Here is a 25,416-nt window from a genome sequence, read left to right as displayed (position 1 = left end):
GCCTCGCTTCCGGGCGTGGGGAGCGGTGATCATCGGCCGGGGGTCCGGGGGTTGTCCCCCGGGGAGATACCGCATATCCGGTTAACCCTTCACTCCGGTCAGCGTGACGCCCTCGACGAACGCCTTCTGCGCGAAGAAGAACACGAGGATCACGGGGGCCATGACCAGCACGGTCGCGGCCATGGTGAGGTTCCAGTCGGTGTGGTGCATGCCCTTGAAGGACTCCAGGCCGTAACTCAGCGTCCAGGCGTTCTGGTTCTCCGAGGCGTAGATCTGCGGGCCGAAGTAGTCGTTCCAGGCGTAGAAGAACTGGAACAGGGCCACGGCCGCGATCCCGGGCTTGGCCATGGGGATGACGACCTTCAGCAGGGTGCGGAAGTCGCCGCAGCCGTCGACCTTCGCCGCGTCCACGTACTCGTTCGGGATCGTCATCAGGAACTGCCGGAGCAGGAAGATCGAGAACGCGTCCCCGAACGCCATCGGGATGATCAGCGGCCACAGGGTGCCCGACAGACCGAGCTGCTTCGCCCAGAACAGGTACATCGGGATGATGACCACCTGGGGCGGCAGCATCATCATCGAGATCACCAGCATCAGGGAGAGGTTGCGGCCGCGGAAGCGGAACTTGGCGAGCGCGTACGCCACCGGGATCGACGACACGACCGTAAGGACTGTTCCCAGTCCCGCGTAGACCAGCGTGTTGCGCCACCAGGTCAGAAAGCCCGGGGTGTCGAAGACCCGCCTGTAGTTGCCCCACTCCCAGGTGTGCGGGATCAGATCGCGGCTGAGGGCCTGGGTGTCGCTCATCAGCGAGGTCAGGAACACGAACACGAAGGGCAGGGTGAAGAAGAGGGCGGCGGCGAGACCGAGGGAGTGGATCGCGACCCACTCCAGGGCGGCCTTCCGCCGGGCCGTGCGCTCGGCGGGCGAGGCCGGGGTCTTCAACTCCACCGGCCGGTCCAGTACTTGGGTCATGGTCAGTCACCTGCCTGGATGAGACCGCCCCGGCGCCGCATCAGGAACGCGGTGAACACCATCGACAGGGCGAAGAGGACGAGGGCGACGACACACGCGGAGCCGTAGTCGAAGCGCTGGAAGCCGAGGTTGTAGACGAGCTGGGGGAGGGTCAGCGTGGACTTCTCCGGGTAGCCGGGCTCGAACTGCGTACCCGCTCCCTGGATCACCCCCGAGGCGACCTTCCCGGCGATCAAGGGCTGTGTGTAGTACTGCATGGTCTGGATCACGCCGGTGACGACGGCGAACATCACGATCGGCGAGATGTTGGGAAGGGTGACGAACCGGAAGCGCTGCCACGCCGACGCCCCGTCCAGCTCGGCGGCCTCGTACTGCTCCGTCGGCACGTCGAGCAGCGCGGCCATGAAGATGACCATCAGGTCGCCGATGCCCCACAGGGCGAGCAGGGTGAGCGCCGGCTTCGACCAGGTGGGGTCGTTGAACCAGCCGGGGGCCGGGATGCCGACCTTCTCCAGGATCGAGTTGACCGGTCCGGTACCGGGGTTGAGGAGGAACGCGAACGCCATGGTGGCCGCGACGGGCGGGGCCAGGTACGGCAGGTAGAACAGGGTGCGGAAGACACCCGTACCCGTCTTGATCTTCGTGATGAGCAGGCCGATCCCGAGGCCGAAGACGACCCGGAGGGAGACCATCACCACGACCAGCCACAGGGTGTTGCGCAGGGCCGGCCAGAAGAAGGGGTAGTCCTTGAAGACGTAGGTCCAGTTCTTCGTCCCGCTCCAGGTCGGCGGCTTGAAGCCGTCGTAGTGCATGAACGAGAAGTAGACCGTGGAGATCAGCGGGTACGCGAAGAAGACCGTGAAGCCGATCAACCAGGGCGACATGAAGGCGATCGTGCGAAGCGCCGACCTGCGGCGCTTCGACGCCAGAGTGATCGTGGCCATTACTTCGCCTGCGCGATGTCCGTGTCGATCTGCTTGGCCGCGCCGGCGAGGCCCTTCTTCAGGTCGGTGACCTTGCCGCTCTCGTAGGCGTAGCCGAGGTCCTGAATGGTGGTGAGGTACACACCGCCGTTGATCGAGGACGGGGCGGTCGTCGAGTTCGGGTTCGCGGCGATGTCGAGGAAGGTCTTGAAGCGCGGGTCGTACTTCAGCTTCGGGGACTTCAGGGCCGCGAGCGTCGAGGGCACGTTGTGGATGGCGTTGGAGAAGCCGACCACCGCGTCCGTGTCCGTGGTGATGTACTTCAGGAACTCCCAGGCCGCGTTCTGCTGGGTGCTGTTGGCGGCGATGCCGGCGATGGTGCCGGTGATGTAGCCCTTGCCGTACTGGTCCGCCTGGTCGTCGGGGACGGGCAGCGGGGCGACGCCGATGTCGAAGGCGGGCTTGGCGTCCACGGCCATGCCCAGGCGCCACTCACCGTCGAGCTGCATGGCGACCTGGCCGGTCTGGAAGGGGTGCTTGGGGCCCCACTCGTCGCCGAGCCCCGCGCGGTACTTCTCCAGCTTCTTGTAGCCGCCGAGTTCGTCGACGAGCTTCTTCTGGAGGGTGAAGGCGGCGGAGACGGCCGGGTCGGTGGCGACCGTGGACTTGCCCGACTTGTCGAAATAGGTGGGCGAGAACTGGCCCATGTAGTGCTCGGTCGTGGTCTCCCAGCCGTGGTAGTCCGGCATGAACCCGAGCTGCTTGTACGAGTCGCCCTGGGCGATCGTCAGCTTCTTGGCGTCGGCCTCGAACTCGGACCACGTCTTGGGCGGCGAGGTGATGCCCGCCTTCTCGAACGCCGTCTTGTTGTAGTAGAGCCCGTACGCGTCGCCGAGCAGCGGCGCGGCACAGCGGTCGCCGTCGAACTGCGTGTACTGGTTCATCGCGGCCGGGAACGTCTTGTCCGGGTCGACGCCCGCCTTCTTGAAGAACGGGTTCAGGTCGACCAGCGCGCCCGAGGAGCAGAACTTGCCCACGTTGTTCGTGGTGAACGACGAGATGACGTCCGGGGCCTTGTCGCCGCCGGTGCGCAGCGCCTGGTTGATCTTGTCGTCCGTCATGTTGCCGACGACGTTGACGTGGATGTTGGGGTGCGCCTTCTCGAAACCGGCGACCAGCGCCTTCACTCCCGCCACCTCGGAGTCCGCGCTCCAGGCGTGCCAGAAGTTGATGGTGGTCTCCTTCGACGCGTCGTCGTCGGCGCCGGAGGAGGACTGGCCGGTACAGGCCGTGGTGACGAGCACCGCGGACACGGTCAGGGCAAAGGCCGCTTTTAGGGCGGCTGAGGGTATGGCGGAGGAGGTGACTGTGCGCATGACGGGGTCTCCCAGGGACGGGCGGTGAGATGAGGGTGTGGGGGAGTACGGGGGTCAGCGCGAGGTGTCGAAGACCTCGTCGCGGGTGGCCGCCAGCGCGCTCTCCAGCGCGCCGCGCAGCACGGGGTGTTCACGGACGTCGCCGACGACCAGCCGGGGCCGGGACGCTGCCAGTTCCTCCAGCTCGGCCTGGATGAGGGCGCGCAGGGCGTCGCCGCCGGCGGTGAGCGAGGCACCGCTGAGGACGACGAGTTCGGGGTCGAGGACGGAGACGAGGGAGGCGAGACCGGTGGCCAGGCGGGTGGCGTAGGTCTCCAGGAGCAGCCGGTTCAGGGCGGTGTCCTCGGTGGCGGCACGCTCGACGAGGGCGGCGGCGACCTCGGCGTACGGCCCCGAGGGGATGTCCGCCATACCGAGCTCGCGGGCGAGGTCCGGGATGGCCTGGGAGCCCGCGAGCTCCTGATAGCCGCCGCTGTTGGCTTTGGTCACCTGCCGCACCAGGGGCGCTCCGGGAACCGGCAGGAAACCCACCTCTCCCGCGCCCCCCGTCCAGCCGCGGTGCAGCCGTCCGCCGAGGACCAGGGCGGCACCGAGACCGCCCTCGTTCCACAGCAACACGAAGTCCTCGTGGCCGCGGGCCGCCCCGAGCCGTTGTTCGGCCACGGCGACGAGGTTGACGTCGTTCTCGTACTCGACCGGCATCGGCAGCGCGGCGGCGAGTTCGTCGAGGAGGGTCGGGGTGTGCCAGCCGGGCAGGTGGGAGGCGTAGCGCAGCCGGCCCGTGCCCGGGTCGAAGGCGCCCGGGGTGCCGATGACGAGCCGGTGGACGTCACCGCGGGCCAGGCCCGCCGCCTTCACCGCGCCGTCGAGGGCGTCGGTGACCTGCCGTACGACGGGCTGGGCAGGCCGGCGTCCCGGGGTCGGCAGTTCGTAGGAACCCACCGTGCGGCCGGTGATGTCGGCGACCGCGGCGAGGATGCGCTCGGGGGTGACGTCGAGCCCGGCGGCGTACCCGGCGCTCGGGTCGACCTCGTAGAGCTGGGCGTTCGGGCCCGGCCTGCCCTCGGTGGTACCGGTGGCGAGCACGAGCCCCGACGCCTCCAGGCGGGCCAGGAGCTGGGACGCGGTCGGCTTGGAGAGGCCGGTGAGCTTGCCGATCCGCGTCCGGGAGAGGGGTCCGTGCTCCAGCAGGAGGTCGAGCGCGGCACGGTCGTTCATGGCGCGGAGTGTGCGTGGTGTGCCTGCCATGGTGCCCCTCTCCGTGACTGCCGGACGACTTTACTGTCCGGCGACTGTTAGGAAGGTTTCCTATCGGATGCACGGAACATAGGTCTGGACCACCTGTCCGTCAAGGGGGGAACGACAAACCGCCCCCGCAGGAAACGGAGTCGTTACCTGCGGGGGCGGTCAAGGGGCCTGGGGGGGCCTACCTGACGTCGATGTAGTCACCGGCGGCCGTCGCCGCGCCGGTGGTGGCCGTACCCGCGAAGACGTAGCGGTAGTAGCCGTCCTTGGTGGCCTTCGTCGTCGTCTTGAGGGCGCCGCCGGTCCCGGACGTCACCGTCTTGACAGCCGAGTACGTGGTCGAGCCCTTGGCCCGGAACTGGAGGGTGGCCTTCTGGGAGATGTAACCCGAGTACCTCCCGGTCTCCCAGTCGGCCCGGGTCAGCTTGCCGGTGACCGTGATGGTCCCGCCCTTCTTCACCGGCTCGGGCGACGCGTCGGCGGTGAGCTTGGCGGCGCGCTTGATCTGGACGCCGCTGCCGAGGGGGCCCCATGCGTCGTAGTTGTAGCCGAGGCTGATGTGACCGTCCGAGTCGTCGTCGTCCTGGTCGATCTTGCTGTAGACACCGGCCGCCTTCCAGGTGGTGGCGTCCGAGGCCGAGTACAGGAAGGCCTCGGGGTCGATCGCCAGGGTCTCCTTGCACGACTCGGTGACGGTGGTGTCCGTCGTCGCGGTCGTGGTGCAGGTGGGCACGGCCTCGGGGTCGATCTCGTTCGCCATCCTGCTGAGCGTGCCCCGGTAGAGCAGGACGCCGGCGAAGGTGGTCTTGTAGTCGACCGTCAGGTCGGAGGGGCGGGTGAGGGTGTACGTCACCGGCACCTTCACGGTGGCGGTGGTGCCGATCACGATCGCCTTGCCGCCGTTGACCGTGACGGCGGAGAAGACCAGGTCGGGCGAGGTGGCCGCGGACGCGGCGGGCGCGACCAGGCCGGTCAGGGCCAGGGCACCGGACGCGGCGATGCCGATGGCGAGCTTTCTCATGTGTTTCCCCACATTCGAAACGGGCCCCTGGGCGTTGCGCTCCAGAACAAGGGCCCGTTGTGTGGGTGACGTTAGATGATCACACTCGTGGGCGGGATGCGCCGATCTTGTGAAGACGGTGAGAGTTCGGGCTACTTCGGCGCGGGACGCTGGACCGGTGCCGACACGAGCGGGGAGGCCGCTGCCGACTGCGGGGAGTCCGAGTTGGAGAAGACCGACGGGGCCGCGACCGCCGCGGCCGGGTCTGCGGGCTCCTCCTCGGCGAGGACGGTCGCGCCGCCGACGATGCGGATGTCCGCCGCGTCGAAGGCGCGCTTGATGCGCCAGCGCAGCTCGCGCTCGACCGTGAGGGACTTGCCGGGCATCGTCTTGGCGGAGACCCGCACGACCATGGAGTCCAGCAGGACGCTGTCCAGGCCGAGGACCTCGATCGGGCTCCACAGGAGCTCGTTCCAGGGCTCCTCCTTGCTCATCTTCTCGGCGACCTCGGCCAGCACCCGCTTGACCTTGTCGAGGTCCTCGGAGGCCCGCACGGTCACGTCCACGCCGGCCGTCGCCCAGCCCTGGGAGAGGTTGCCGATGCGCTTGACCTCGCCGTTGCGGACGTACCAGATCTCGCCGTTGTCACCGCGCAGCTTGGTCACCCGGAGGCCGACCTCTATGACCTCGCCGGACGCCACGCCCGCGTCGATGGTGTCGCCGACGCCGTACTGGTCCTCCAGGATCATGAAGACGCCGGAGAGGAAGTCCGTGACGAGGTTGCGGGCGCCGAAACCGATCGCCACACCCGCGACACCGGCCGACGCCAGCAGCGGGGCCAGGTTGATCTCGAAGGCGCCGAGGATCATCAGGGCCGCGGTGCCCAGGATGGCGAAGCTGGCCACCGAGCGCAGCACCGAACCGATCGCCTGGGAGCGCTGGTGACGGCGCTCGTTGTTGACGAGCAGACCGCCGATCGAGGTGCCGTCGACCGCCTGGGCGGTGCGGTTCATCCGGTCGATCAGCTTGGTGATGGCCCGCCGCACGACCATTCTCAGCACGCCGGCGATCACCAGGATCAGCAGGACCCGCAGACCGATCGCCAGCCAGGTCGACCAGTTCTGCTCGACCCAGCTCGCGGCGTTGGTCGCGCTCTCCTGGGCGTCCTGGAGACTCGGCACGGCCGGCGTCGACGTCTCCGAGGGGGACGGCGACGGCGACGGACTCGCGGCCAGTAGGACGGCGGACAAGGACACGGCAGGTACCTCCAGGTGCTGCGTCTGCCTCCGGTGCGGCGGTCAAGGTCACGAAAAGGTCACCGGTAAAGCAGGCTCACCACACTAACGGTGCATCGTGTGTGGATCGTTGCGATGTTCAGGGGAGAGACGGCTCTCACCTGGGGAGGAAGAAAGGTGTGGTCGAAAACACTCCCAGCCCGTTACCGGGACATGGTGGCGTTTCTCCCGGCAGAGAGGGGAGACTGACTGCAGTTCGTCCCGGCGCGAGCCACGCGCCGCCGACGCCCAAGGAGGCATCCGTGCCGCATGTCCTGGTACTCAACGCGTCGTACGAGCCCCTCGGCGTCGTACCGCTCCGCCGCGCGCTCGTCCTCGTCCTGGAGAACAAGGCGGTCTCCCTCGAGGAATCCGGCGCCTACATGCACAGCGCGACCGTCACAGTCCCCGCACCCAGCGTGGTCCGGCTCAAGCGATTCGTGCGGGTTCCCTATCGGGGGCCCGTCCCTCTCACCCGCAGGGCGCTCTTCGCCCGCGACGGGGGCCGGTGCATGTACTGCGGTGGCGTCGCAACCAGCGTCGACCACGTCATCCCGCGCAGCCGCGGGGGCAAGCACGTCTGGGACAACGTGGTGGCGTCCTGCCGGCGCTGCAACCACGTGAAGGCCGACCGGCACCTGTTCGAAATCGGCTGGCGGCTGCGCCACAAACCCGCCCCACCCACCGGTCTGGCCTGGCGCATCATCGGCACCGGGCACAGGGACCCGCGCTGGCTGCCGTACTTGCAGCCGTACGGCGCGGAGGACGCCATGGCCCGGATCGACGGCATCCCAGCTTGACGGCGATCCGGGCCTTCGTGTTGCCGCACGCGGCGGCTCGGATCCGACCCCGGAGGTCCCCCGTGCCTCCGGGGCCGGACGGTCAGGGGGTCACGTGTACCTGAGTTCCGCCGGCCGCAGCGAGCGGCGCAGCAGGGGCAGCGAGGTGGCGGCGGCCAGCAGACAGGCCGCGTACACCCCGAGGGGGACCAGGAGGGCGGCGTACGGCAGCGTCGTCGCCGTGTCCCGCGAGGCCAGCGAGGTGTACCAGACGCTGATCGCCGTGCCGCCGACGCCGGCGACCACCACCGCGGGGGCCAGCGGCAGCGCGGTCTCCAGGATCAGCGCCCTCGCCAGTACTCGGTACGGCACCCCCGCGGCGACCTGCGCGGCCAGCCCCCGGCGCCGGGTGGCCAGGGACTCCACGGTGCCGACGGCCAGCCCCGTCAGGACCAGCGCGAGGGCGACGAGGATCGCGGCGCCCGTCAGGTCGATGCCGGTCGTGTAGTAGCCCATGTCCGTCGACAGCGTGCCCTCGCGGCGCATGGAGCGCAGGGTGGCGAGCAGCACCTGCCGTACGCCCACGAAGCCGGCCCCCACGACCGTCACCAGCAGCACCGAGGCGTGGGTACGGGCCGCAGCCCAGGGATCGTCCCGCAGCCGTTCCGCCGCGATCAGCAGCGCGGGGCTCTGGGCGCGGGCGGCCAGGGTCTTGCCCAGCCGCCGGGCTGTCGTACCGGCCAGCGACACCGTCGCGAACCCGACGACCAGGACGACGGCGAACAGCGCCGGCGGACCGAGGGCCACCTCGACGGGGCCGCCGAGGAACGAGGACAAGCCGACGAACAGCGCCGTGACCCCGAGCAGCCCGATCACCACCCGCAGGGCCCGTCCCGGACCCCACATCGGCCGCACCCGCCGTACCCAGCCCAGGGGCGAGGCCACCACCCGCCGCAGCGACAGCATGCTCACGGCCGCGCCCAGCACCGGTACGGCCACGGGGAGCAGGGCGACGCCGGCCCAGGTGAGGGCGCCGGGCCGCTCCCACAGGTGCAGCAGCAGCGGTACGCACACGGCCATGGCCGCCACCGAGCCCGCCAGACAGGCCGGCCCCGACTCCAGAGCCGCGATCCGGCGCACCTGCCACGGCCCGGCCCCCGCGAGCCGCAGCGCGGCCAGCCGCCGGTCCCGGTGCACCGCGCCGATCCGCGCGCACTGCCCGAGGAAGCCGAGCACCGGGATCAGCAGCAGCACGGCCACAGCACTCACGTTGCGCCGGTCGCTCTCGGAGTCGAGCAGCCCGGCTCCGACGGACACGGAGTAGTGGCCGTGCAGCGAGTTCAGCGCGAAGACGGCCAGTGCGATCACGGTCGCGAGCGCCGCCCCGACGGCCGTGAGCCCGACCCGCCACCACTCCCTCCGGTCGGAACCTCGGGTGAGCAGATAGGCCATCCGGAGGTCGGCGCCCGGACGCGTCCTCGAGGCGCTGGTGGCGGTGGTCATGCCGTCACCCCCGCCGGAACGACGGCCCCGTCGGCCATCCGCACCTCGCGGTCCGCGTACGCCGCCACCTGGGCGTCGTGGGTGATCAGCAGGACCGCCGTGCCGGACTCGCGGGCCGTGTGGACCAGGGCCGTCATGACCTGCTCGCTCGCCAGGGAGTCCAGCGCGCCGGTCGGCTCGTCCGCGAAGACGATCTTCGGGCCGGTGATCAGGGCGCGGGCCAGCGCGGTCCGCTGGGCCTGCCCGCCACTCATCTCGCCGGGCCGCAGCCCGGCCTGGCCGCGCACTCCGAACCGCTCCAGCCACTCACCGGCCCGCGTGTGGGCGTCGGCGCGAGACAGGCCCGCGAGCAGCAGCGGCAGCGCCACGTTGTCGAGCGCCGTCAGCTCCGGGATGAGCTGTCCGAACTGGAAGACCACGCCGAACTCCGTACGGCGCAGCTCGCTCAGCCGCTTCTCTGGCAGCCGGTCCAGGCGCTCCCCGCCGTAGGACACCGAACCGGCGTCCGGGCCGACGATCCCGGCCAGGCAGTGCAGCAGCGTCGACTTCCCGCTGCCGCTGGTGCCGGTGACGGCGAGGATCTCGCCGGCGTCCAGCCGGACCGAGGCGCCGCGCAGGGCCTTTGTCTGGCCGTACGCCTTGACGAGACCGCGCCCTTCGAGAAGTGGCACCGCTGTGTCCCCCTTGGTGTTCATGCCGAGTCGACCTCCGCGGTCAAAGTGGTGAGCCGGGCCGCCGTGGTGCTCATCCAGCGGAGGTCGGCGTCGAGGTGGTTGAGGGCGTAGTCCGCCGAGAGCACGGTCGCTAGGTCGGCCCCTTCGGCGGTCTTGACCGCCGTGAGCTCCCGCATCCGCGCCATGTGGGCGGCACGCTGGGCCCGCAGGTAGGCGTCCGGGTCGCCACCGGCCAGGATCGAGACGACGACCTTGGCGAAGATCTCGTTGGTCACGAAGGGCGCGGGCGGGGCGATCTGCCCGGTCCACTCGGCCAGTTCCCGCGTGCCCGCCTCGGTCGAGCGGTACCTGGTGCGCTCCGGGCCGCCGTCGGAGTCCGTGCCGTCGACCTCGGCGAGACCGTCCCGGACCAGGCGCTGGAGGGTCGTGTAGACCTGCCCGTAGGCCACTGGACGGGCCTCGGGGAAACGGTCGTCGTGGCGTCGCTTGAGGTCGTAGCCGTGGCTCGGCCCTCCGGCGAGCAGCCCCAGCAGGATGTGGCGGATGCTCATGGCGCTGAGTATGCACCATGTACATGTACTGAGTGAATAGTGATCACTGGGCAATCGGTGGCAGATCACACTGGACGGGAACGGCGAAGCCGCGGAACATGACGAAAAGCACGTTCTCCCCTCCGGTACGTCTGTCCTCGCGTCCTGTGGGTAGGGCTGCGGTAACCCCCGTCGTCGTACTCGACAAGGAGGCCCCCGTGGCCGCATCGGCACCCCTTCTGCTCCCGGCCCTGTCCAAACCCGAGGCGCCCGCTGAGCACTTCTTCTGTGTCTTCAGCGCCGAGGGCGCCTGCACCGAGACCCCGCTCACCAGCGAACCACCCCTGCCCGACGCCGAGCAGCCCCTCACCAGCGAGCCGCCGCTCGCCGACGCCGCCCCCCTGACCAGCGAGTCCGACGCTTACCTGGAGCCGTAGATGGTGGCGCCCCCCGGTCCGGAGCTGTCCCGGCTCGCCGAGTCGTACGGCATCGCCACCTCCTACCAGCCCTCCCCGGACCGTACGGTCGCCGCCTCCGCCAACGCCGTCACGCTGGCCCTGGCCGCCCTCGGCGTCGACGCGGGCGACCCGGCCGCCGCGCTCGCGGCCCGGGAGCGCGAACTGCGCGCGCGCCTGCTGCCGCCGACGGTGGTGTGCTGGAGCGGCAGCCCGCCCGCCTTCGTCGACGACCTGCCCGAGGGCACCCTGCTGCGCGTCGAGACCGAACAGGGCGAGACCCGCGCCGCCGCCGACCAGCTCCCGCCCGGCGTCCACCGGCTGACCGCCACCGCCCCCGACGGCCGCATCGCCGACGCCCACCTGATCGTGGCCCCGCCGCGGCTGCCCGCGCCGCCCGGGCGGTCGTACGGACTCCTCGTCCAGCTCTACTCCCTGCTCTCGCACCGCTCCTGGGGCATGGGCGACCTCGGCGACCTCACCGAACTGACCTCCTGGGCGGGGCGCGCCCTCGGCGCCGGCTTCGTCCAGGTCAACCCGCTGCACGCGGCCGTACCCGGCGCCCCCACCGACCCGTCCCCCTACCGGCCGTCCTCGCGCCGCTTCCCCGACCCGGTGCACCTGCGGATCGAGGACATCCCCGAGTACGCCCAGGTCGCGGACTCCGACCGGCTGCGGACCCTGCGCGAGCGAGCCGAGCGGCTGCGCGAGTCCGTGCTGGCGAAGGGCGCCCTGATCGACCGGGACGCGGTGTGGGAGCTGAAGCGGGAGGCGCTCGAACTCGTCCGGGAGGTCCCCCTCGGTCCCGGCCGCCGCGCCGCCTACGCCGACTATCTCGTCGAGGGCGGCCAGGAGCTGGAGGACCACGCGACCTGGTGCGCGCTGGCCGAGGCGCACGGTTCGGACTGGCGCGGCTGGCCGGTCGGCCTCCGTGACCCGCGATCCGCCGAAACGGCGCGCGCCCGCGGCGAGTTGCTGGACCGCGTCGACTTCTACTGCCGCCTCGCCTGGCTCACCGAGAGCCAGCTCGGCGCCGCTCAGCGGACCGCACGGGAGGCGGGGATGCCGCTGGGCGTCGTCCACGACCTCGCCGTGGGTGTGCATCCCGAGGGCGCGGACGCGTGGGCCCAGCAGGCGTACTTCGCGGCCGGGATGTCCGTGGGAGCGCCTCCGGACGCCTTCAACGCGCGCGGCCAGGACTGGGGGCTGCCGCCGTGGCGCCCGGACCGGCTGGCGGAGTCGGGGTACGCGCCGTACCGCCAGCTGCTGCGGGCCCTCTTCCGGTACGCCGGCGCACTGCGCATCGACCACGTCATGGGCCTGTTCCGGCTGTGGTGGGTCCCGCAGGGGCAGCCGCCGACGGAGGGCACCTACGTCCGCTACGACGCGGAGGCGATGCTCGCCGTGCTCGTCCTGGAGGCGTCGCGGGCCGGTGCGGTGGTGATCGGCGAGGACCTCGGCACCGTCGAGCCCGGTGTGCGGGAGACGCTGCGCGAGCGCGGGGTGCTCGGCACGTCCGTGCTGTGGTTCGAGCGGGACTGGGAGGGCGACGGGCGTCCGCTGCCGCCCGAGGCGTGGCGCGCGGACTGTCTGGCGACGGCGACCACGCACGACCTGCCGCCCACGGCCGCACGTCTGACCGGGGAGCACGTAGAGCTCCGGGACAGCCTCGGCCTGCTGACCCGGCCGCTGGAGGAGGAACGCGCGGAGGCCGCCGCGGACACCGGGGAGTGGCTGGAGCTGCTGGCCCGGCTCGGACTGCTGCACGGCACGGGCGGCGGCGCCGACCCCTCCTCGGAGGAGGCGCAGATCCAGGCCGTCCACCGGTACCTGCTGCGCACCCCGGCCCGCATGGTCGGGGTCTGGCTGCCGGACGCGGTGGGCGACCGTCGGCCGCAGAACCTGCCGGGGACGTGGGACCAGTACCCGAACTGGCGGTTGCCGATCGCGGACGGGGAGGGGCGGGCGGTGACGCTGGAGGACCTGGCGGGGTCGCCCCGGCTGCACGCGTTGGTGGAGGTGCTGCGGGCGCCGTAGCGGTGGGCGCCGGTACGTCCGGGGCGCCTCATACGGCACCCCGGACGCGCGGCCCGAACCGCCGTTGGATACTTTGGCTCCGTGGACAAGAAGAACGCCCTGCGCGCCGGCGCCCTGGTGGCCGGTACGACGCTGATGATGCTGCTCATGTCGTCCCCCGCCTCCGCGCTGACCCGCGACGACGGCGACGACCCCGGCACGGGCCTGAGCGTCATCGAGACGCTGGGCCTCTTCGTCGTGGCCCCGCTCGTGCTGTTCGGGGTCATCGCCGGCCTGGTGATGGTCCTGGACAAGTCCAAGGAAGAGCACCGGGTGACCAGCCGCAACATCCGCACCAAGCCCGCCGAGACCGAGGCCAAGGCCGGCTCGAAGGCCTGAGCCCGCCTTCCCGGGGCGCCGACCCCGCCGCACGTACGCGCGCAGGCCGTACGTGGGCGAGGCCGGCGCCTCGGTGCGTTTTCAGGGGCTCGGCGCCGTGAGATACCGATACACCGCGGGCGCCGGCCACGCCACGAGTCCTCGCGCGTCAGCGCCACGCTCGGCGGAAAGCGCAGGACGTACCGGGTCAGTGCCGGCCCCAGCAGCTGCGTGGCGGCCCGCGGATACACGGATGCCGGTGCGGGCGGCGAGTGTGATCTTTTCGCCTCCGGGGCAGGGTTCGAAGGGGAGCGAGCAGCTCGGTGAGAGTCCGCGGTCGGCTACGGAATGGCACTGATCAGGTGACATCTTGTGAGTCGGACGGCGGGCTGCTTCGGCGCGCTGTAGATTCGGCGGGTGCTCCCCCCGTACGTGGATCTTCGCCCGATCGGCAGATGCAATCTGAGCTGCCCTTTTTGCTTCGGGCCGCGCCACGAAATGCCCACCATGCGACGTGCGGAGGCACTCCGGATCGCTGCGACGCTGCGGCAGGAGGGGGTGCAGGGAGTGGTGATCTCGGGAGGCGAGCCCACGCTCCTGCCGTATCTCGGGGAACTGGTCCAGCAGTTGAGGATTCCCCTGCCGGACGGTGGAGTGCCGCCCCGGGTCGTGCTCAGTACGAATGGACTCGCACCGCTCAAGCGCATGCAAGGCGTGCTGCCGGGGCTGTCATGGATCGCGCTGCCGCTGGAATCGGCGGACGAGAGGGAGCACCGGGAACTCCGCAAAGGCGTCGCGCCACACCGGGAAAGAGTTCTCGGTCTGCTACGGGAAGTGCGGAAGAACCACCAACAGGTCAAGGTGAAACTGGGGACCGTCGTCACCCGGCGCAATCTCGACGGAGCCCCGCGCGTTCTCGATCTCATCGAGGACCCCTGCCGGCCCGACGTGTGGAAGGTCTACCAGATGTCGGAAAGCAACTACGGCGCCGACAACGCCGGTTGGCTCTCCGTCGGCGACGAGGAGTTCGAAGAGGTGGTGGCGCGCTGCCAGGAGGCAGCCGACCAGCGCGACGTCACCCTTCGCGTCTATCGGAACGCAGACCGGTCCGGTACGTACTTCTTCATCGACCCCGACTGCGAGGTCGTCGTCGTTGACGCGGGCGAGGAACGACGGCTCGGCAACTTCTTCGACGTGTCACGGGGCGACGGCGGGTATCCGTCCCCTCTGGTCCATCCGTTCAGCAACGCCGCCAATTTCGTCGGCACATATCCGGAAGCATCGAGAGGGCGGCGATGACAACGGCACACGTACGCGTGGGAGTCCAGGCCATCGTCCGCTCCGGTGGGCGCGTCCTGCTGGGGCTGCGGGCCAACACCTTCGGCGCGGGCACCTGGGGGCTGCCCGGCGGGCATCTGGAGATCGGCGAGACGCTGGTGGGTGCCGCGTGCCGGGAACTCGAGGAGGAGACCGGCGTGCGGGCCCGGGACGCGCGGGTCGTCTGTGTCACCGACCCGGACCCGGTCGCCAACCACCACATGCAGGTCGGCGTCGAGATCCCCGACTACACGGGTGAGGTCCTGGTGCGGGAGCCGGACCGGTGCGAGCGCTGGGAGTTCTGGCCGCTGGACGCGCTGCCGACGCCGTTGTTCGTGGGCTCGGTGGAGGTGCTGAACAAGGTCAGGGACGGGGCACTTCTCCCCTCCTGACGCTCGCCCTCATTCGCACGGAGGCGAGCGCCCCCATCTCGGAGCGCAGCGCGGCCTTGTGCTGTTCCTGGTTGGCCTCGAACTCCCTCCAGGTGCTGGAGAGTTCCCACTGAGCCTGGAACTCCTCCAGGCTGTCCGCGTAGTACCGGCTGTCCTTGCGGAACTCCACTTCGAAGACGCTCATGCCCCGTCGCGTCCGGCGCTGCGGATTCGACGTGATGTACGGCTCGAAGAACCCGACGTTCGAGGTGAGAAGGGTGGAGCCGCTGACGTCCAGGGAGGTGATCCGCAGCTCGATCAGCTCCGGGTAGATCGACTTGAGCAGCTGGTACGACTCGACCACGGGCAGGAAGGTGTTGTTGTACGACGGGCTGCTCTCCACCAGTTCCACGATGTTCTGGTAGTTGCCCGGTTCCGCGGCGGAGTCGTGCGGCATGAAGGCGGCGAGGCTGTTCCACGGGCTGCTGATCACGACGTTGAAACGGACCCCGCGCTCCAGCGCGTCCTTGACCCGGCCGTAGAAGAGCCGTGTCTCCTTCAGGAAGTAGGAGGCGCCGGCGTGGGCGATGAGCCGGATGATGCCGGTCTCCTCCTCCAGCGCCCGCCGTTTCGCGTCGTTGCGCTCGGTGTTCTGGTGGGGCTTGTACACCTTCTGGATGTGGTACGGGAGCTTGTCGTCCGGTGTGATGGCCGCCCGCATGTCCGCGAGTTCGTCCTGCAGGATGTGCGTCTGCGGATGCTCCTGGCCCAGGTCGGGGGAGGTGACGGCACGGGCGGCGGCGGTGACGAAGGCATGCACGGCGGCCTCCGTGCGCTCGTTGGCCTGACCGTCCCAGCCGCCCGCCGCCGCGAACTCCGTTGCCGCGAGAGTGGCTTGGGCGATGATCGTCTCGCGGTGCTCCAGACCCAGGGTCACCTGTGCGGTGACGTACAGGAGTTCCAGCGCCGCCAGGTTCTCCAGGCTCGGTTCCGCGTCGTGGCGTGCCGCGGCCAGCGCGACGCGGGCCCCGAGCGCGCGGGCGTGGTCGCCGCCCTCGCTCTCGACGAAGCGGGTCACCGACTGGCCGAAGCTGTCCACAGCGTTGTGCAGTTCCTGCTCGTCGCCGGACGCCCTGGCGAGGTCGAGGCGGACCCGGTCGGCGGTCAGCCGGGTCTCCAGGTCCTTGTCCTGTTCGTACTTGAGCGAGTCGAGCGCCTTGTTGGCCCAGATGGCGGCCGCGTCCGGATCGCCCAGCTGAAGGCTGACGACGCTCAGATTGGCGAGGATGGCCGGGACTTCGTAGGTCTCGTACTCATGGGCGCGGGTGAGCGCGCAGTCCAGTACCGCCATGGCCCGCACCAGGTCGCCCTGTTCGGCGAGCAGGGAGCCGAGGTGGTTCCAGAGTTCCGGCTCCCGGTACACGACCTGGTCGATCTCGGAGAGCCGCATGGCCCGCAGCGTCGTGTCGGTCAGGTCCGCCGCGGCCTTGTCGAGGCCGAGCGCCAGCAGCAGTTCGACCAGGTGGGCGTACCGGGCGATCCGCTCCGGTTCCTCCTCCCACACTGCCTGCCCGCTGCGCAGCCGGTCCACGTAGCTGATGAGCGCCGCCTCGGACTCCCGCGCGGAGGACTGCGTCTGTGTGCCGATGTCCTCGTGTTCCGCCTTTTCCTCGGCGACCGATATCGCTTCGTCGAGGTCACTGATTTCTTTCATCGATCAGATTCCTTCTTGCGGACGCCGTGCACGCCGGTTCGGCTCGGTCCTCGTCCAGCGCGGGCGCACGCTTCCGTATCCCCTGTCGTGGAGAACCTGGTTGGCCCGGGTGCGTTTTTCCGCCTTCTTGCCGCCGGTGACGTCGTCGAACAGCCTGAGCGCCTCCGCCACGGAGATGGCGAAGGCCTCGTCGCTTTCACGGGGTGAGGTGTCCCGGGGTTTCACCAGCAGACCGAGGACGACGGGCGGGTCCTGGCGGGTCTCCTCGATCGGGCTGCCGGCGTAGGCCGCAGGGTCGCGCAGGATGCGCTCGCAGCGCAGCCGCAGGGCCGTCACCGTGAGGTGGGGGCTCTCGTGATAGACGGCTTCGGGTTCGACGACGCTGCCCGTCAAGGGCTTGGGGTCGACGGAGACGGTCGCCCGCCAGGACTGCCCCTCCTGCGCCTCGCCGAAGGCGGTCGTCGCCAACGGCCCCGTGGTGCCGTTCAGTTCGAGTCTGAGCAGGGCGAGGTCCGAGGGTGTGTTGCCCCAGACGATGTGCGCGGGCGTGCCGTCTCGCAGATGCAGAAGCGGTTTCGTGGTGAGGACGTCCGGCCCGAGCGCGTGGGCGGTCGTCAGCGCGAAGGGGCGTGCGATACGCAGTCCGGACGCGAGGCGCTTTCCGGCGAGGTATAACTCGATCAAATGCTCGTCCCGCGCCATGGCCGGCCCCCTGTTTGTTCCGCTGTGCGTTCCAGAATTCTCACCCGGAACGAAGAGCGTTAACCGTGATCAGGTTTGCGCGACGCCTTCTTTCCGATGACTGTTTCCCATGTGGCGGAGGAGCTGGATGTGGTCACGCTCAGTTTGATTCCGAGGAATCGGCCGGCGGGTGAACGTCTGGATCTCCGTCGCTCGCCGTGAACGTCGGCCAGCAGCAGTTCGAGGAGTTCACTGTCGGCCTCCTCTGCCTCCTCGACGCGTTTCGTGAACTTCTTCCACAGGCCGTCCGCTTGGCTGGGGAGGCGGACGGCGGCGCCCTGCTGGTGCCATTCCTCCCATGCCTCCAGCCACCGCTGCACTCCGTCGAACGACTTCTCGCAGGCATGACGAAGCCGCTCGGAACTGTAGAGCTCGACGCGCGCGGCCAACGCGGCCGCGGAGTGCAGGGCCTCGCTGCGCACGCCTTCCAGCTCCGGTAGGTCGAAGCTGCGGCGGGTGTGGGCGCGGAGCTGGGCGTAGGTGTGCACGGTGCTCATGAGGTCGTCGTACGTGGCCACCCGGCGGTCCCAGAGTCTGCGGTCCCGTTCGCGTCTCGATGTCGCCCGTTGGGTGATCCAGGCGGCGCTGAGTGTGGCCGTCGCGCCCAGTGACGTACCGATGATCGCGGCTTCTGCCGGTGTGATGCGCACGCCGTCATGATGAGGAGGACGGGGGGCGGACGGAACACCTCCATCGCGATGGTCCTCGGGGCCGGAGTCACTCAGGTGAGTTCTGCGCCCCTTCCAGCAACCTTCGCAACAGGTCGGTCAGTTGGTCGGCCTGTTCGTCGTCGAGGGGGGACAGGGCCTGCGTCTGGGCGGCCAGGCCCGCTGTCACCGCCTCGTCGATGACGGCCAACCCCTTCTCTGTCAGGGTCACTTGGAGGCCGCGGCGGTCGTGGGGGTCGGGGGAGCGGCGGAGGAGGGCGGCGCGTTCGAGTTTGTCGAGGCGGCCCGTCATGCCGCCCGTGGTGAGCATCAGCGTCGAGGAGAGGCGGCGGGGGGAGAGGGTGTACGGCTCGCCGGCGCGGCGGAGGGTGGCGAGGACGTCGAACTCGCCGCGGGAGATGCCGTAGGGGGCGTACGCCTTCTCCACCCGGTCGCCCATCGCGCGGGAGAGGCGGTAGATCCGCCCGAAGACCTCCATGGCCCGGGTGTCGAGGTCGGGCCGCACGGCCGCCCACTGGTCGATGATCGCGTCGACGGCGTCCTTGCGCTGTGCACTCATGGGCCGAGTATCCGTGGGCACAGGGTTGCCCGCAAGAAAGTGGCTTGCGTGGAAGCGGATTGCGGGAAAGTAGCTTAGGAGTAAGCTACTTTCTGCCAAGCTGACTGAGGCACGTGCGTACCGAAGGGCTCGCCATGAACCGCACCGCCACCATCCTCCTCACCGCCCTCGCCCCCGTCTCCTGGGGCACCACCTACGCCGTCACCACCGAGCTCCTCCCCGCCGACCGGCCCCTTTTCACCGGCATGATGCGTGCGCTGCCCGCCGGACTCGTGCTGCTCGCCCTCGCCCGGGTGCTGCCGCGCGGTGTGTGGTGGGGGAAAGCGGCGGTGCTCGGGGCGTTGAACATCGGGGCCTTCTTCCCGCTGCTGTTCCTGTCGGCGTACCGGCTGCCGGGCGGGATGGCCGCGGTGGTCGGATCGGTCGGACCGCTGATCGTCGTCGGGCTGTCGGCCGTGCTGCTGGGGCAGCGGCCCACCACCCGGAGCGTGCTCACCGGGCTCGTGGCCGCGTTCGGCGTCAGCCTGGTCGTGCTCAAGGCGGCCGGTGCCCTCGACATCGTCGGTGTCACGGCGGCCTTCGCCTCCACCACCTCGATGTCCGCCGGGACCGTGCTGACCAAGCGCTGGGGCCGCCCCGACGGCGTGGGCCCGCTCGCGCTCACCGCCTGGCAGCTCACGGCCGGCGGCCTGCTCATCGCGCCGCTCGCCCTCCTCGTAGAGGGCGCCCCGCCCGCGCTCGACGGGCGTGCGGTCGGCGGCTACCTCTACCTCGCGCTGGCGAACACGGCGATCGCGTACTGGCTCTGGTTCCGCGGCATCGGCCGTCTCACCGCCACCCAGGTCACCTTCCTCGGCCCGCTCTCCCCGCTGACCGCGGCGGTCGTCGGCTGGGCGGCACTGGGGCAGACGCTCACGCCGCTGCAGCTGGCGGGCATGACGCTGGCCTTCGGGGCGACGGTGGCCGGGCAGCTGGGGGTACGGCAGCCCACCGTCAGCCGAACCTTCGGCCCCGCCGGGGGGAAGGGGACACCGGAGGCGCTGCGGGGCGTACCGAGGGCGTTGTAACGTCACCCCGTCCCCGCGTTACGCAACTCCCCGGAGGCACCCGTGGACGCAGGCAACTGTCCGGTGTGCGGGAAACCCCTCCCCGCGCGAGCCGGGCGTACCGGCCGCGGCTCCGTGTACTGCTCCGCCGCCTGCCGGCAGAAGGCCTACCGGGAACGGCGGCAGCCCCAGGGGCTCACCGTGCAGGGGCTCATCGACGACATCGGGCGGCAGGCGGGGCGGCTGGTCCCGCAGCCCGCGGACGCCCTCTACTCGACCGTCACCGAACTCTCGGAATCCGTCGCGCAGTTGAGGCGGGTGGCCCGCACGGTACGCGACACCACCCAGGACACCGGGAATTCCGCGGCTCCCGGAGATTCCGTAACAGCCACCCCCGTTACGCAACTGACCGAAACCGACTTCGCCGCCCTCACCGAGCAGTACCGCCGTGAGATCCAGGTGCACTGCTACCGCATGACGGGCTCCTACGACGAGGCCGAGGACCTCGTGCAGGAGACCTTCCTGCGGGCCTGGCGGGCGCGGGACGGCTTCCAGGGGCGGGCGAGCGCGCGGACCTGGCTGTACCGGATCGCCACCAACACCAGTCTGGATCTGCTGCGGCGGACCGCGCGCCGCCCGCAGCGGTACGAACCGGTGCCGGGGATGAACCACGGCGACGGGGAGCCGCCCGCGCGGATCACCTGGTTGCAGCCCTACCCCGACGACGAGATGCCCCTGACCGGGGAGCACGAGCAGCCCGAGTCCGCCGCGGTCTCCCGCGAGACCCTGGAGCTCGTCCTCCTCGCCGCGATCCAGCATCTGCCCCCGCGCCAGCGGGCCGCACTGGTCCTGCGCGACGCCCTCGGGCTGACCGCCGCCGAGACCGCCGAGGCCCTGGAGACCAGCGTGGCCTCCGTCAACAGCGCACTCCAGCGGGCCCGGCCCACCCTGCGCGAACACCTGCCCCGGGAGCGCTCGGACTGGCGGGCCACGGTGCCCACGGAGGGCCAACAAGCCGTACTGGACCGGTACATGGCCGCCGTCGGCCGCCTCGACTTCGACGCGATGGCCGCGCTGCTCACCGAGGACGCCACCCTCACCATGCCGCCGAACCCGTTCTGGTTCACCGGCCGGGACGCCATCGTCGACTTCGTGCGGGTCAGCCTCGACCCCGCCTCCCCCATGTTCTTCGGGCACTGGCGCAGCCTGCCCACCCGCGCCAACGGCCAGCTCGCCGCGGCGAACTACGTCCGCCGGCCCGGGACCGGCGTCTTCCGTGCCCAGGTCCTGGACGTCCTGCGCTTCGACGCGGACGGACACGGCGACCGCATCGCGGAGATCACCTCCTTCGAGCCGCACCTCTTCCCCGCGTTCGGACTTCCGCTGCGGCTGTGACGATGAGCATCGAGAGAGTCGTACGTCTGCATGGATGTCACGTACGAACCACTTCCAAGGAGCCACCATCATGCTGCTCACCGACAAGACCGCGATCGTCTACGGCGCCGGCGGTTCCATCGGCGGGGCCGTCGCCCGTGCCTTCGCCGAGCAGGGCGCCAGGGTCCACCTCGTCGGCCGCACCCGGGAGAGCCTGGAGGCCGTGGCCGCCGGCATCAAGGACGCCGAGGTCGCCGTCGTGGACGCGCTGGACGAGGCGGCCGTGGAGGCGCACGCCGAGCGGGTCGGGGACATCGACATCTCCATCAACCTGGTCACGCGCGGCGATGTGCAGGGCACGCCGCTGACCGAGATGCCGGTCGAGGACTTCATGCGGCCGGTCACCGACGGTCTGCGCGCCAACTTCCTCACCGCCCGTGCCGCCGGACGCCGTATGGCCGCACGCGGTTCCGGTGTGATCCTCGCCCTCAACAGCGGTTCCGCGCACGGCAGTCCGATGATGGGCGGCACCGGTCCGGCGGACGGGGCGATCGACACGCTCGTGCGCAACCTGGCCATCGAGCTGGGACCGCGCGGGGTGCGGGCGGTGGGGATGTGGGTGGCCGGGGTGCCCGAGACGTTCTCCGTCGAGAAGCTCGCCGCGGTGAACCCCGCGATCGACGAGGGTGCTGTCCGGGGCATCATCGACCAGCTGGCCGGGATGCGCATGACCCGCCGCAACCCCACCCTCGCCGAGGTCGCCGCCACCGCCGTGTTCCTCGCCTCCGACCACGCGGGCGGCATCACCGGCACCTTCGTCAACGCCACGGGCGGAATGGTGTCCGTCTGAGCCGGCGGCCCCGCCATCAGGTACGCAGCGTGCAGCCCGCCGTTCGTGCGGGGGCAGTTCGAATCACCAGAAACTGCAGCCGGGTGCCGGTGGCCGCGCAGACCCGGCTGCACAACGGGGGGCGGGAGGCGGAGGACCGGGGTCGTCCGCCTCCCGCAGGGGCCTACTGTCCTGCCTGGGCGTCCGCCGCCTGGGCCTTCAGCGCGCGCTCCACGCCCGCGCGGGACTCGGAGACGAGCCGGCGCAGGGCGGCGTTCGGCTCGGCCGCGGCCAGCCAGGCGTCCGTCCTGTCCAGGGTCTCCTGGGAGACCTGGAGCGACGGGTAGAGACCGACCGCGATCTGCTGGGCGATCTCGTGCGAACGGGACTCCCAGATGTCCTTGACCACCTCGAAGTACTTGTCCGTGTACGGCGCGAGCAGCTCCCGCTGGTCGGTCTGGACGAAGCCGCCGATGACGGCCTCCTGAACCGCGTTGGGCAGCTTGTCGGACTCGACGACCTGCGCCCAGGCCTCCGCCTTCGCCTCCTCGGTGGGCCGCGAGGCACGGGCGGTCGCCGCGTGGCGCTCACCCGCCGCGGTCTTGTCCCGCTCGTACTCGGCGGCGATCTCCGACTCGTCGTAGCGGCCCACGGCGGCCAGCCGCTGGACGAACGCCCAGCGCAGCTCCGTGTCGACGGCCAGGCCCTCGACGACCTGCGACCCGTCGAGCAGCCCCTCCAGGAGGTCCAGCTGCTCCGGCGTACGGGCCGTCGCCGCGAACGCCCGCGCCCAGGCCAGCTGGTGGTCGCTGCCCGCCGCCGCCGACCGCAGGTGGGCCAGCGTGGCGTCGGTCCAGCGGGTCAGCAGGGTCTCGCGGGCGGTGGGTGCGGCGTACAGCTCGATCGCCAGCTTCACCTGCCGGTGCAGCGACTGCACGACACCGATGTCGGACTCCTTGCCGATACCGGAGAGGACCAGGGAGAGGTAGTCGCGGGTGGCGAGCTCCGCGTCCCTCGTCATGTCCCACGCCGACGCCCAGCACAGCGCGCGCGGCAGCGAGGACTCGAAGTCGCCGAGGTGCTCGGTGACGAAGGCCAGCGACTGCTCGTCGAGGCGGACCTTGGCGTACGACAGGTCGTCGTCGTTGAGGAGCACGACCGCCGGACGGCGCTTGCCGACCAGCTGCGGTACGGCCGTCAGGTCACCGTCGACGTCCAGCTCGACGCGCTCGTCGCGCACCAGCTTGCCGCTGGCTTCGTCGAGTTCGTACAGGCCGACCGCGATGCGGTGGGGGCGAAGGGTCGGCTCACCCTTCGCGCCCGCCGGGAGCGCCGGGGCCTCCTGGCGGATGGCGAAGGAGGTGATGACACCGTTGCCGTCCGTCTCGATCTCCGGGCGCAGGATGTTGATGCCGGCCGTCTGCAGCCACTTCTGCGACCAGGTCCCGAGGTCACGGCCGGAGGTCTCCTCCAGCGCGCCCAGCAGGTCGGACAGGCGGGTGTTGCCGAACGCGTGGCGCTTGAAGTACGCCTGCACCCCGCCGAAGAACTCGTCCTCGCCGACGTAGGCGACGAGCTGCTTGAGCACGGAGGCGCCCTTGGCGTACGTGATGCCGTCGAAGTTGACGAGCACGTCGTCCAGGTCGCGGATCTCGGCCATGATCGGGTGCGTGGACGGCAGCTGGTCCTGGCGGTACGCCCACGTCTTCATGGAGTTGGCGAAGGTGGTCCAGGAGTGCGGCCACCGGCTGTCCGGGGCGTACGCCTGGCAGGCGATCGAGGTGTAGGTGGCGAACGACTCGTTCAGCCACAGGTCGTTCCACCACTCCATGGTGACCAGGTCGCCGAACCACATGTGGGCCAGCTCGTGGAGGATGGTCTCGGCGCGCATCTCGTACGCGGCGTCGGTCACCTTGGACCGGAAGACGTACTGGTCGCGGATGGTCACCGCGCCGGCGTTCTCCATCGCGCCCGCGTTGAACTCCGGCACGAACAGCTGGTCGTACTTCTTGAACGGGTACGCGTAGTCGAACTTCTCCTGGAACCACTCGAAGCCCTGCCGGGTGACCTCGAAGATGGCGTCCGAGTCGAGGTGTTCGGCGAGCGAGGGGCGACAGTAGATGCCGAGCGGGACGGACTGGCCGTCCTTCTCGTACACGCTGTGCACGGAGTGGTACGGGCCGACGATCAGGGCCGTGATGTACGACGAGATCCGCGGGGTCGGCTCGAAGACCCAGACGTCGTCCTTCGGCTCGGGCGTCGGGGAGTTGGAGATGACGGTCCAGCCGGTCGGCGCCTTCACGGTGAACTGGAAGGTGGCCTTCAGGTCCGGCTGCTCGAAGGAGGCGAAGACGCGCCGGGCGTCCGGCACCTCGAACTGCGTGTACAGGTACGCCTGCTGGTCGACCGGGTCGACGAAGCGGTGCAGGCCCTCACCGGTGTTGGTGTACGCCGCGTCGGCGACGACCCGCAGGATGTTGCGGCCCTCCAGCAGGCCCGGCAGGGCGATACGGGAGTCCGCGAAGACCTCCGCCGGGTCGAGCGGGTCCCCGTTCAGCGTGACCTCGTGAACCGTGGGAGCCACGAGGTCGATGAAGGACTCGGCGCCGTCCTCGGCGACGTCGAAGCGCACCGTGGTCACGGACCGGTAGGTACCGCCCTCCTGCGCGCCGGAGAGGTCGAGATCGATCTCGTAGGACTCGACGCTCAGCAGCTTCGCCCGCTGCTGAGCTTCGTCGCGAGTCAGGTTTGTGCCAGGCACGCGGTCATCTCCTCGTTATGTGTAGGTTCGGCGGTTCGGTCATCCTTCCACGAACTGTCTCCCACGGATCGGGGGATTACCCTGCGGTTCGGGGCCACCGCGTCCGATTTCCGCCGGTCATCCGTGCCCGTCCGCGCCAGCCTGGTCCCATGACGACCTACACCGCACTCCCCGTAGCACCTGTGGTCCTCAAGGAACTCCGCACCGCCGACGACGCCGGCCGCCCCCTGTCCCCCTTCCGGGACGAGGAGGGCGGTGCCCCGCTCCGCTGCTGCCTGCGCCGCAGCGAGCCCGGCGAGCGGATCGCGCTCGTCTCCTACGCGCCCCTGCGCCGCTGGGCGGCCGAGACCGGCGCCGAGCCCGGGGCGTACGACGAACAGGGCCCCGTCTTCGTCCACGCCGACGAGTGCGCGGGGCCGGACGGGCGCGACGGGTACCCCTTCGCCCACACGCACCGGACCGTCAGGCGCTACTCCGCCGACGGACGCATCCTCGGTGGGGAGCTGGTCGGGGCTCCCGACGACGACGCCTTCCGAAACGCGTTCGACGACCCGGCCGTGGCACTCGTCCACGTCCGGGCCGTCGAGTACGGCTGTTTCCTCTACGAGGTGCGCAGGCCGTAGGGCGCCTGTCCGGGGCCGGGCCTGCCGCGTCGGCCCCACCGGCCCGCCCGAGCGTACGGCTCCCGCGCGGCCCGGCCGGCAGACGCCGTTTCCGGCGGTCGGGCGCACGCTGCACCGGGTCGTGCTGCGGGTCCTTGCGCGAAGACGTCGTTTCGGTCCGCGCAGCCCGGCCGAGGCGTACCGACGACTCTGCGCGGGGGCACGCGGCGGCGAGCTCGCTCCGGCAGGCGAGTGCCGTTTCCGGCGGTCGGGCGCACGCTGCACCGGGTCGTGCTGCGGGTCCTT

The 25,416-nt window shown here is 70.5% G+C and carries 24 protein-coding genes and 1 pseudogene; 10 read left to right on the top strand and 15 right to left on the bottom strand.

Annotated elements, in window-relative coordinates; translation table 11 throughout:
* Window positions 1-81: 81 nt before the first annotated feature.
* The 6 genes from ABZT06_RS12635 to ABZT06_RS12610 all read right to left on the bottom strand — a co-directional run bounded on the left by ABZT06_RS12635 (window position 82) and on the right by ABZT06_RS12610 (window position 6,775).
* Window positions 82-975 carry a carbohydrate ABC transporter permease gene (locus tag ABZT06_RS12635; protein ID WP_355738968.1) on the bottom strand — a complete coding sequence of 298 codons (894 nt, stop codon included), beginning with the start codon at window positions 973-975 and terminating at the stop codon, window positions 82-84.
* Between the two features lie 2 nt (window positions 976-977).
* Window positions 978-1,919: a sugar ABC transporter permease gene (locus ABZT06_RS12630; RefSeq protein ID WP_355738966.1), complete on the bottom strand. Its 942-nt coding sequence runs from the start codon at window positions 1,917-1,919 to the stop codon at window positions 978-980.
* The gene (locus tag ABZT06_RS12625; protein ID WP_355738963.1) at window positions 1,919-3,274 is read right to left on the bottom strand and encodes an ABC transporter substrate-binding protein; all 1,356 of its coding nucleotides are present in this window, start codon (window positions 3,272-3,274) and stop codon (window positions 1,919-1,921) included. The genes ABZT06_RS12630 and ABZT06_RS12625 overlap by 1 nt, the downstream gene beginning before the upstream one ends.
* Before the next feature lie 54 nt (window positions 3,275-3,328).
* Window positions 3,329-4,522 (bottom strand): ROK family transcriptional regulator, encoded by a 1,194-nt coding sequence (locus ABZT06_RS12620; RefSeq protein ID WP_355738960.1) that lies wholly within the window; start codon window positions 4,520-4,522, stop codon window positions 3,329-3,331.
* Window positions 4,523-4,700: 178 nt separating this feature from the next.
* Window positions 4,701-5,540 carry a hypothetical protein gene (locus tag ABZT06_RS12615; protein WP_355738957.1) on the bottom strand — a complete coding sequence of 280 codons (840 nt, stop codon included), beginning with the start codon at window positions 5,538-5,540 and terminating at the stop codon, window positions 4,701-4,703.
* Between the two features lie 131 nt (window positions 5,541-5,671).
* Entirely contained in the window at window positions 5,672-6,775 is a 1,104-nt protein-coding gene (locus tag ABZT06_RS12610; RefSeq protein ID WP_355738954.1) for a mechanosensitive ion channel family protein, read from the bottom strand.
* Window positions 6,776-7,056: 281 nt separating this feature from the next.
* Here ABZT06_RS12610 and ABZT06_RS12605 point away from each other — a divergent pair, with 281 nt between their 5' ends.
* The gene (locus tag ABZT06_RS12605) at window positions 7,057-7,593 is read left to right on the top strand and encodes an HNH endonuclease (RefSeq protein ID WP_355738952.1); all 537 of its coding nucleotides are present in this window, start codon (window positions 7,057-7,059) and stop codon (window positions 7,591-7,593) included.
* Window positions 7,594-7,683: 90 nt separating this feature from the next.
* Here ABZT06_RS12605 and ABZT06_RS12600 read toward each other — a convergent pair whose 3' ends face one another.
* The 3 genes from ABZT06_RS12600 to ABZT06_RS12590 are packed head-to-tail and all read right to left on the bottom strand — an operon-like array spanning window position 7,684 to window position 10,300.
* On the bottom strand, window positions 7,684-9,075 hold the full coding sequence (locus ABZT06_RS12600; RefSeq protein ID WP_355738949.1) for an FtsX-like permease family protein: 1,392 nt from the start codon (window positions 9,073-9,075) through the stop codon (window positions 7,684-7,686).
* On the bottom strand, window positions 9,072-9,770 hold the full coding sequence (locus ABZT06_RS12595) for an ABC transporter ATP-binding protein (protein WP_355738946.1): 699 nt from the start codon (window positions 9,768-9,770) through the stop codon (window positions 9,072-9,074). Before ABZT06_RS12595 ends, ABZT06_RS12600 begins: the two co-directional genes overlap by 4 nt.
* Window positions 9,767-10,300 (bottom strand): PadR family transcriptional regulator, encoded by a 534-nt coding sequence (locus ABZT06_RS12590; RefSeq protein WP_355738943.1) that lies wholly within the window; start codon window positions 10,298-10,300, stop codon window positions 9,767-9,769. The genes ABZT06_RS12595 and ABZT06_RS12590 overlap by 4 nt, the downstream gene beginning before the upstream one ends.
* 197 nt (window positions 10,301-10,497) lie before the next feature.
* Between ABZT06_RS12590 and ABZT06_RS12585 the strand changes: the two genes are divergently transcribed.
* The 3 genes from ABZT06_RS12585 to ABZT06_RS12575 all read left to right on the top strand — a co-directional run bounded on the left by ABZT06_RS12585 (window position 10,498) and on the right by ABZT06_RS12575 (window position 13,149).
* The gene (locus ABZT06_RS12585) at window positions 10,498-10,716 is read left to right on the top strand and encodes a hypothetical protein (RefSeq protein ID WP_355738940.1); all 219 of its coding nucleotides are present in this window, start codon (window positions 10,498-10,500) and stop codon (window positions 10,714-10,716) included.
* A complete protein-coding gene (gene malQ, locus ABZT06_RS12580) occupies window positions 10,717-12,771 on the top strand; it encodes a 4-alpha-glucanotransferase (RefSeq protein ID WP_355738937.1) in 2,055 nt (684 codons plus the stop codon). It begins immediately after the preceding gene.
* Window positions 12,772-12,852: 81 nt separating this feature from the next.
* Entirely contained in the window at window positions 12,853-13,149 is a 297-nt protein-coding gene (locus ABZT06_RS12575) for a hypothetical protein (RefSeq protein ID WP_355738934.1), read from the top strand.
* Window positions 13,150-13,230: 81 nt separating this feature from the next.
* On the opposite strand, the pseudogene ABZT06_RS12570 reads toward ABZT06_RS12575, so the two are convergent.
* Window positions 13,231-13,394 (bottom strand): annotated as a pseudogene (locus tag ABZT06_RS12570) (TetR/AcrR family transcriptional regulator); the annotation flags it as partial.
* Window positions 13,395-13,560: 166 nt separating this feature from the next.
* Between ABZT06_RS12570 and ABZT06_RS12565 the strand changes: the two are divergent.
* Both ABZT06_RS12565 and ABZT06_RS12560 read left to right on the top strand, forming a co-directional pair.
* Window positions 13,561-14,427: a radical SAM protein gene (locus tag ABZT06_RS12565; protein WP_355738931.1), complete on the top strand. Its 867-nt coding sequence runs from the start codon at window positions 13,561-13,563 to the stop codon at window positions 14,425-14,427.
* Complete coding sequence (locus ABZT06_RS12560) at window positions 14,424-14,837, top strand: NUDIX domain-containing protein (RefSeq protein WP_355738928.1); 414 nt, start codon at window positions 14,424-14,426, stop codon at window positions 14,835-14,837. The genes ABZT06_RS12565 and ABZT06_RS12560 overlap by 4 nt, the downstream gene beginning before the upstream one ends.
* Here ABZT06_RS12560 and ABZT06_RS12555 read toward each other — a convergent pair.
* The 4 genes from ABZT06_RS12555 to ABZT06_RS12540 form a co-directional block, all read right to left on the bottom strand.
* On the bottom strand, window positions 14,809-16,530 hold the full coding sequence (locus ABZT06_RS12555) for a hypothetical protein (RefSeq protein ID WP_355738925.1): 1,722 nt from the start codon (window positions 16,528-16,530) through the stop codon (window positions 14,809-14,811). The genes ABZT06_RS12560 and ABZT06_RS12555 overlap by 29 nt on opposite strands.
* Before the next feature lie 3 nt (window positions 16,531-16,533).
* Window positions 16,534-17,232: a hypothetical protein gene (locus tag ABZT06_RS12550; protein WP_355738922.1), complete on the bottom strand. Its 699-nt coding sequence runs from the start codon at window positions 17,230-17,232 to the stop codon at window positions 16,534-16,536.
* A gap of 59 nt (window positions 17,233-17,291) precedes the next feature.
* The gene (locus ABZT06_RS12545; RefSeq protein ID WP_355738919.1) at window positions 17,292-17,921 is read right to left on the bottom strand and encodes a hypothetical protein; all 630 of its coding nucleotides are present in this window, start codon (window positions 17,919-17,921) and stop codon (window positions 17,292-17,294) included.
* 67 nt (window positions 17,922-17,988) lie between these two features.
* Window positions 17,989-18,498, bottom strand: a complete 510-nt coding sequence (locus ABZT06_RS12540) for a MarR family transcriptional regulator (RefSeq protein WP_355738917.1) — start codon at window positions 18,496-18,498, stop codon at window positions 17,989-17,991.
* A 134-nt stretch (window positions 18,499-18,632) separates the two neighbouring features.
* Here ABZT06_RS12540 and ABZT06_RS12535 point away from each other — a divergent pair, with 134 nt between their 5' ends.
* The 3 genes from ABZT06_RS12535 (at window position 18,633) to ABZT06_RS12525 (ending at window position 21,768) form a co-directional block, all read left to right on the top strand.
* On the top strand, window positions 18,633-19,565 hold the full coding sequence (locus ABZT06_RS12535) for an EamA family transporter (RefSeq protein ID WP_355738914.1): 933 nt from the start codon (window positions 18,633-18,635) through the stop codon (window positions 19,563-19,565).
* A gap of 42 nt (window positions 19,566-19,607) precedes the next feature.
* Window positions 19,608-20,939, top strand: coding sequence for a sigma-70 family RNA polymerase sigma factor (locus tag ABZT06_RS12530; RefSeq protein ID WP_355738911.1), 1,332 nt, complete (start codon window positions 19,608-19,610; stop codon window positions 20,937-20,939).
* A gap of 70 nt (window positions 20,940-21,009) precedes the next feature.
* The gene (locus tag ABZT06_RS12525) at window positions 21,010-21,768 is read left to right on the top strand and encodes an SDR family oxidoreductase (protein ID WP_355738908.1); all 759 of its coding nucleotides are present in this window, start codon (window positions 21,010-21,012) and stop codon (window positions 21,766-21,768) included.
* A gap of 163 nt (window positions 21,769-21,931) precedes the next feature.
* On the opposite strand, the gene pepN is transcribed toward ABZT06_RS12525, so the two are convergent.
* Window positions 21,932-24,508 carry an aminopeptidase N gene (gene pepN / locus ABZT06_RS12520; RefSeq protein WP_355738905.1) on the bottom strand — a complete coding sequence of 859 codons (2,577 nt, stop codon included), beginning with the start codon at window positions 24,506-24,508 and terminating at the stop codon, window positions 21,932-21,934.
* A gap of 149 nt (window positions 24,509-24,657) precedes the next feature.
* Between pepN and ABZT06_RS12515 the strand changes: the two genes are divergently transcribed.
* Entirely contained in the window at window positions 24,658-25,131 is a 474-nt protein-coding gene (locus tag ABZT06_RS12515; RefSeq protein ID WP_355738902.1) for a DUF1203 domain-containing protein, read from the top strand.
* Window positions 25,132-25,416 lie beyond the last annotated feature (285 nt).

The sequence above is a fragment of the Streptomyces sp. NPDC005483 genome, assembly GCF_040606035.1.
Lineage (GTDB): Bacteria > Actinomycetota > Actinomycetes > Streptomycetales > Streptomycetaceae > Streptomyces.
The sequence above is the reverse complement of the archived record's forward strand: the minus strand, read 5'-3'. Positions and strand labels throughout refer to the sequence as shown.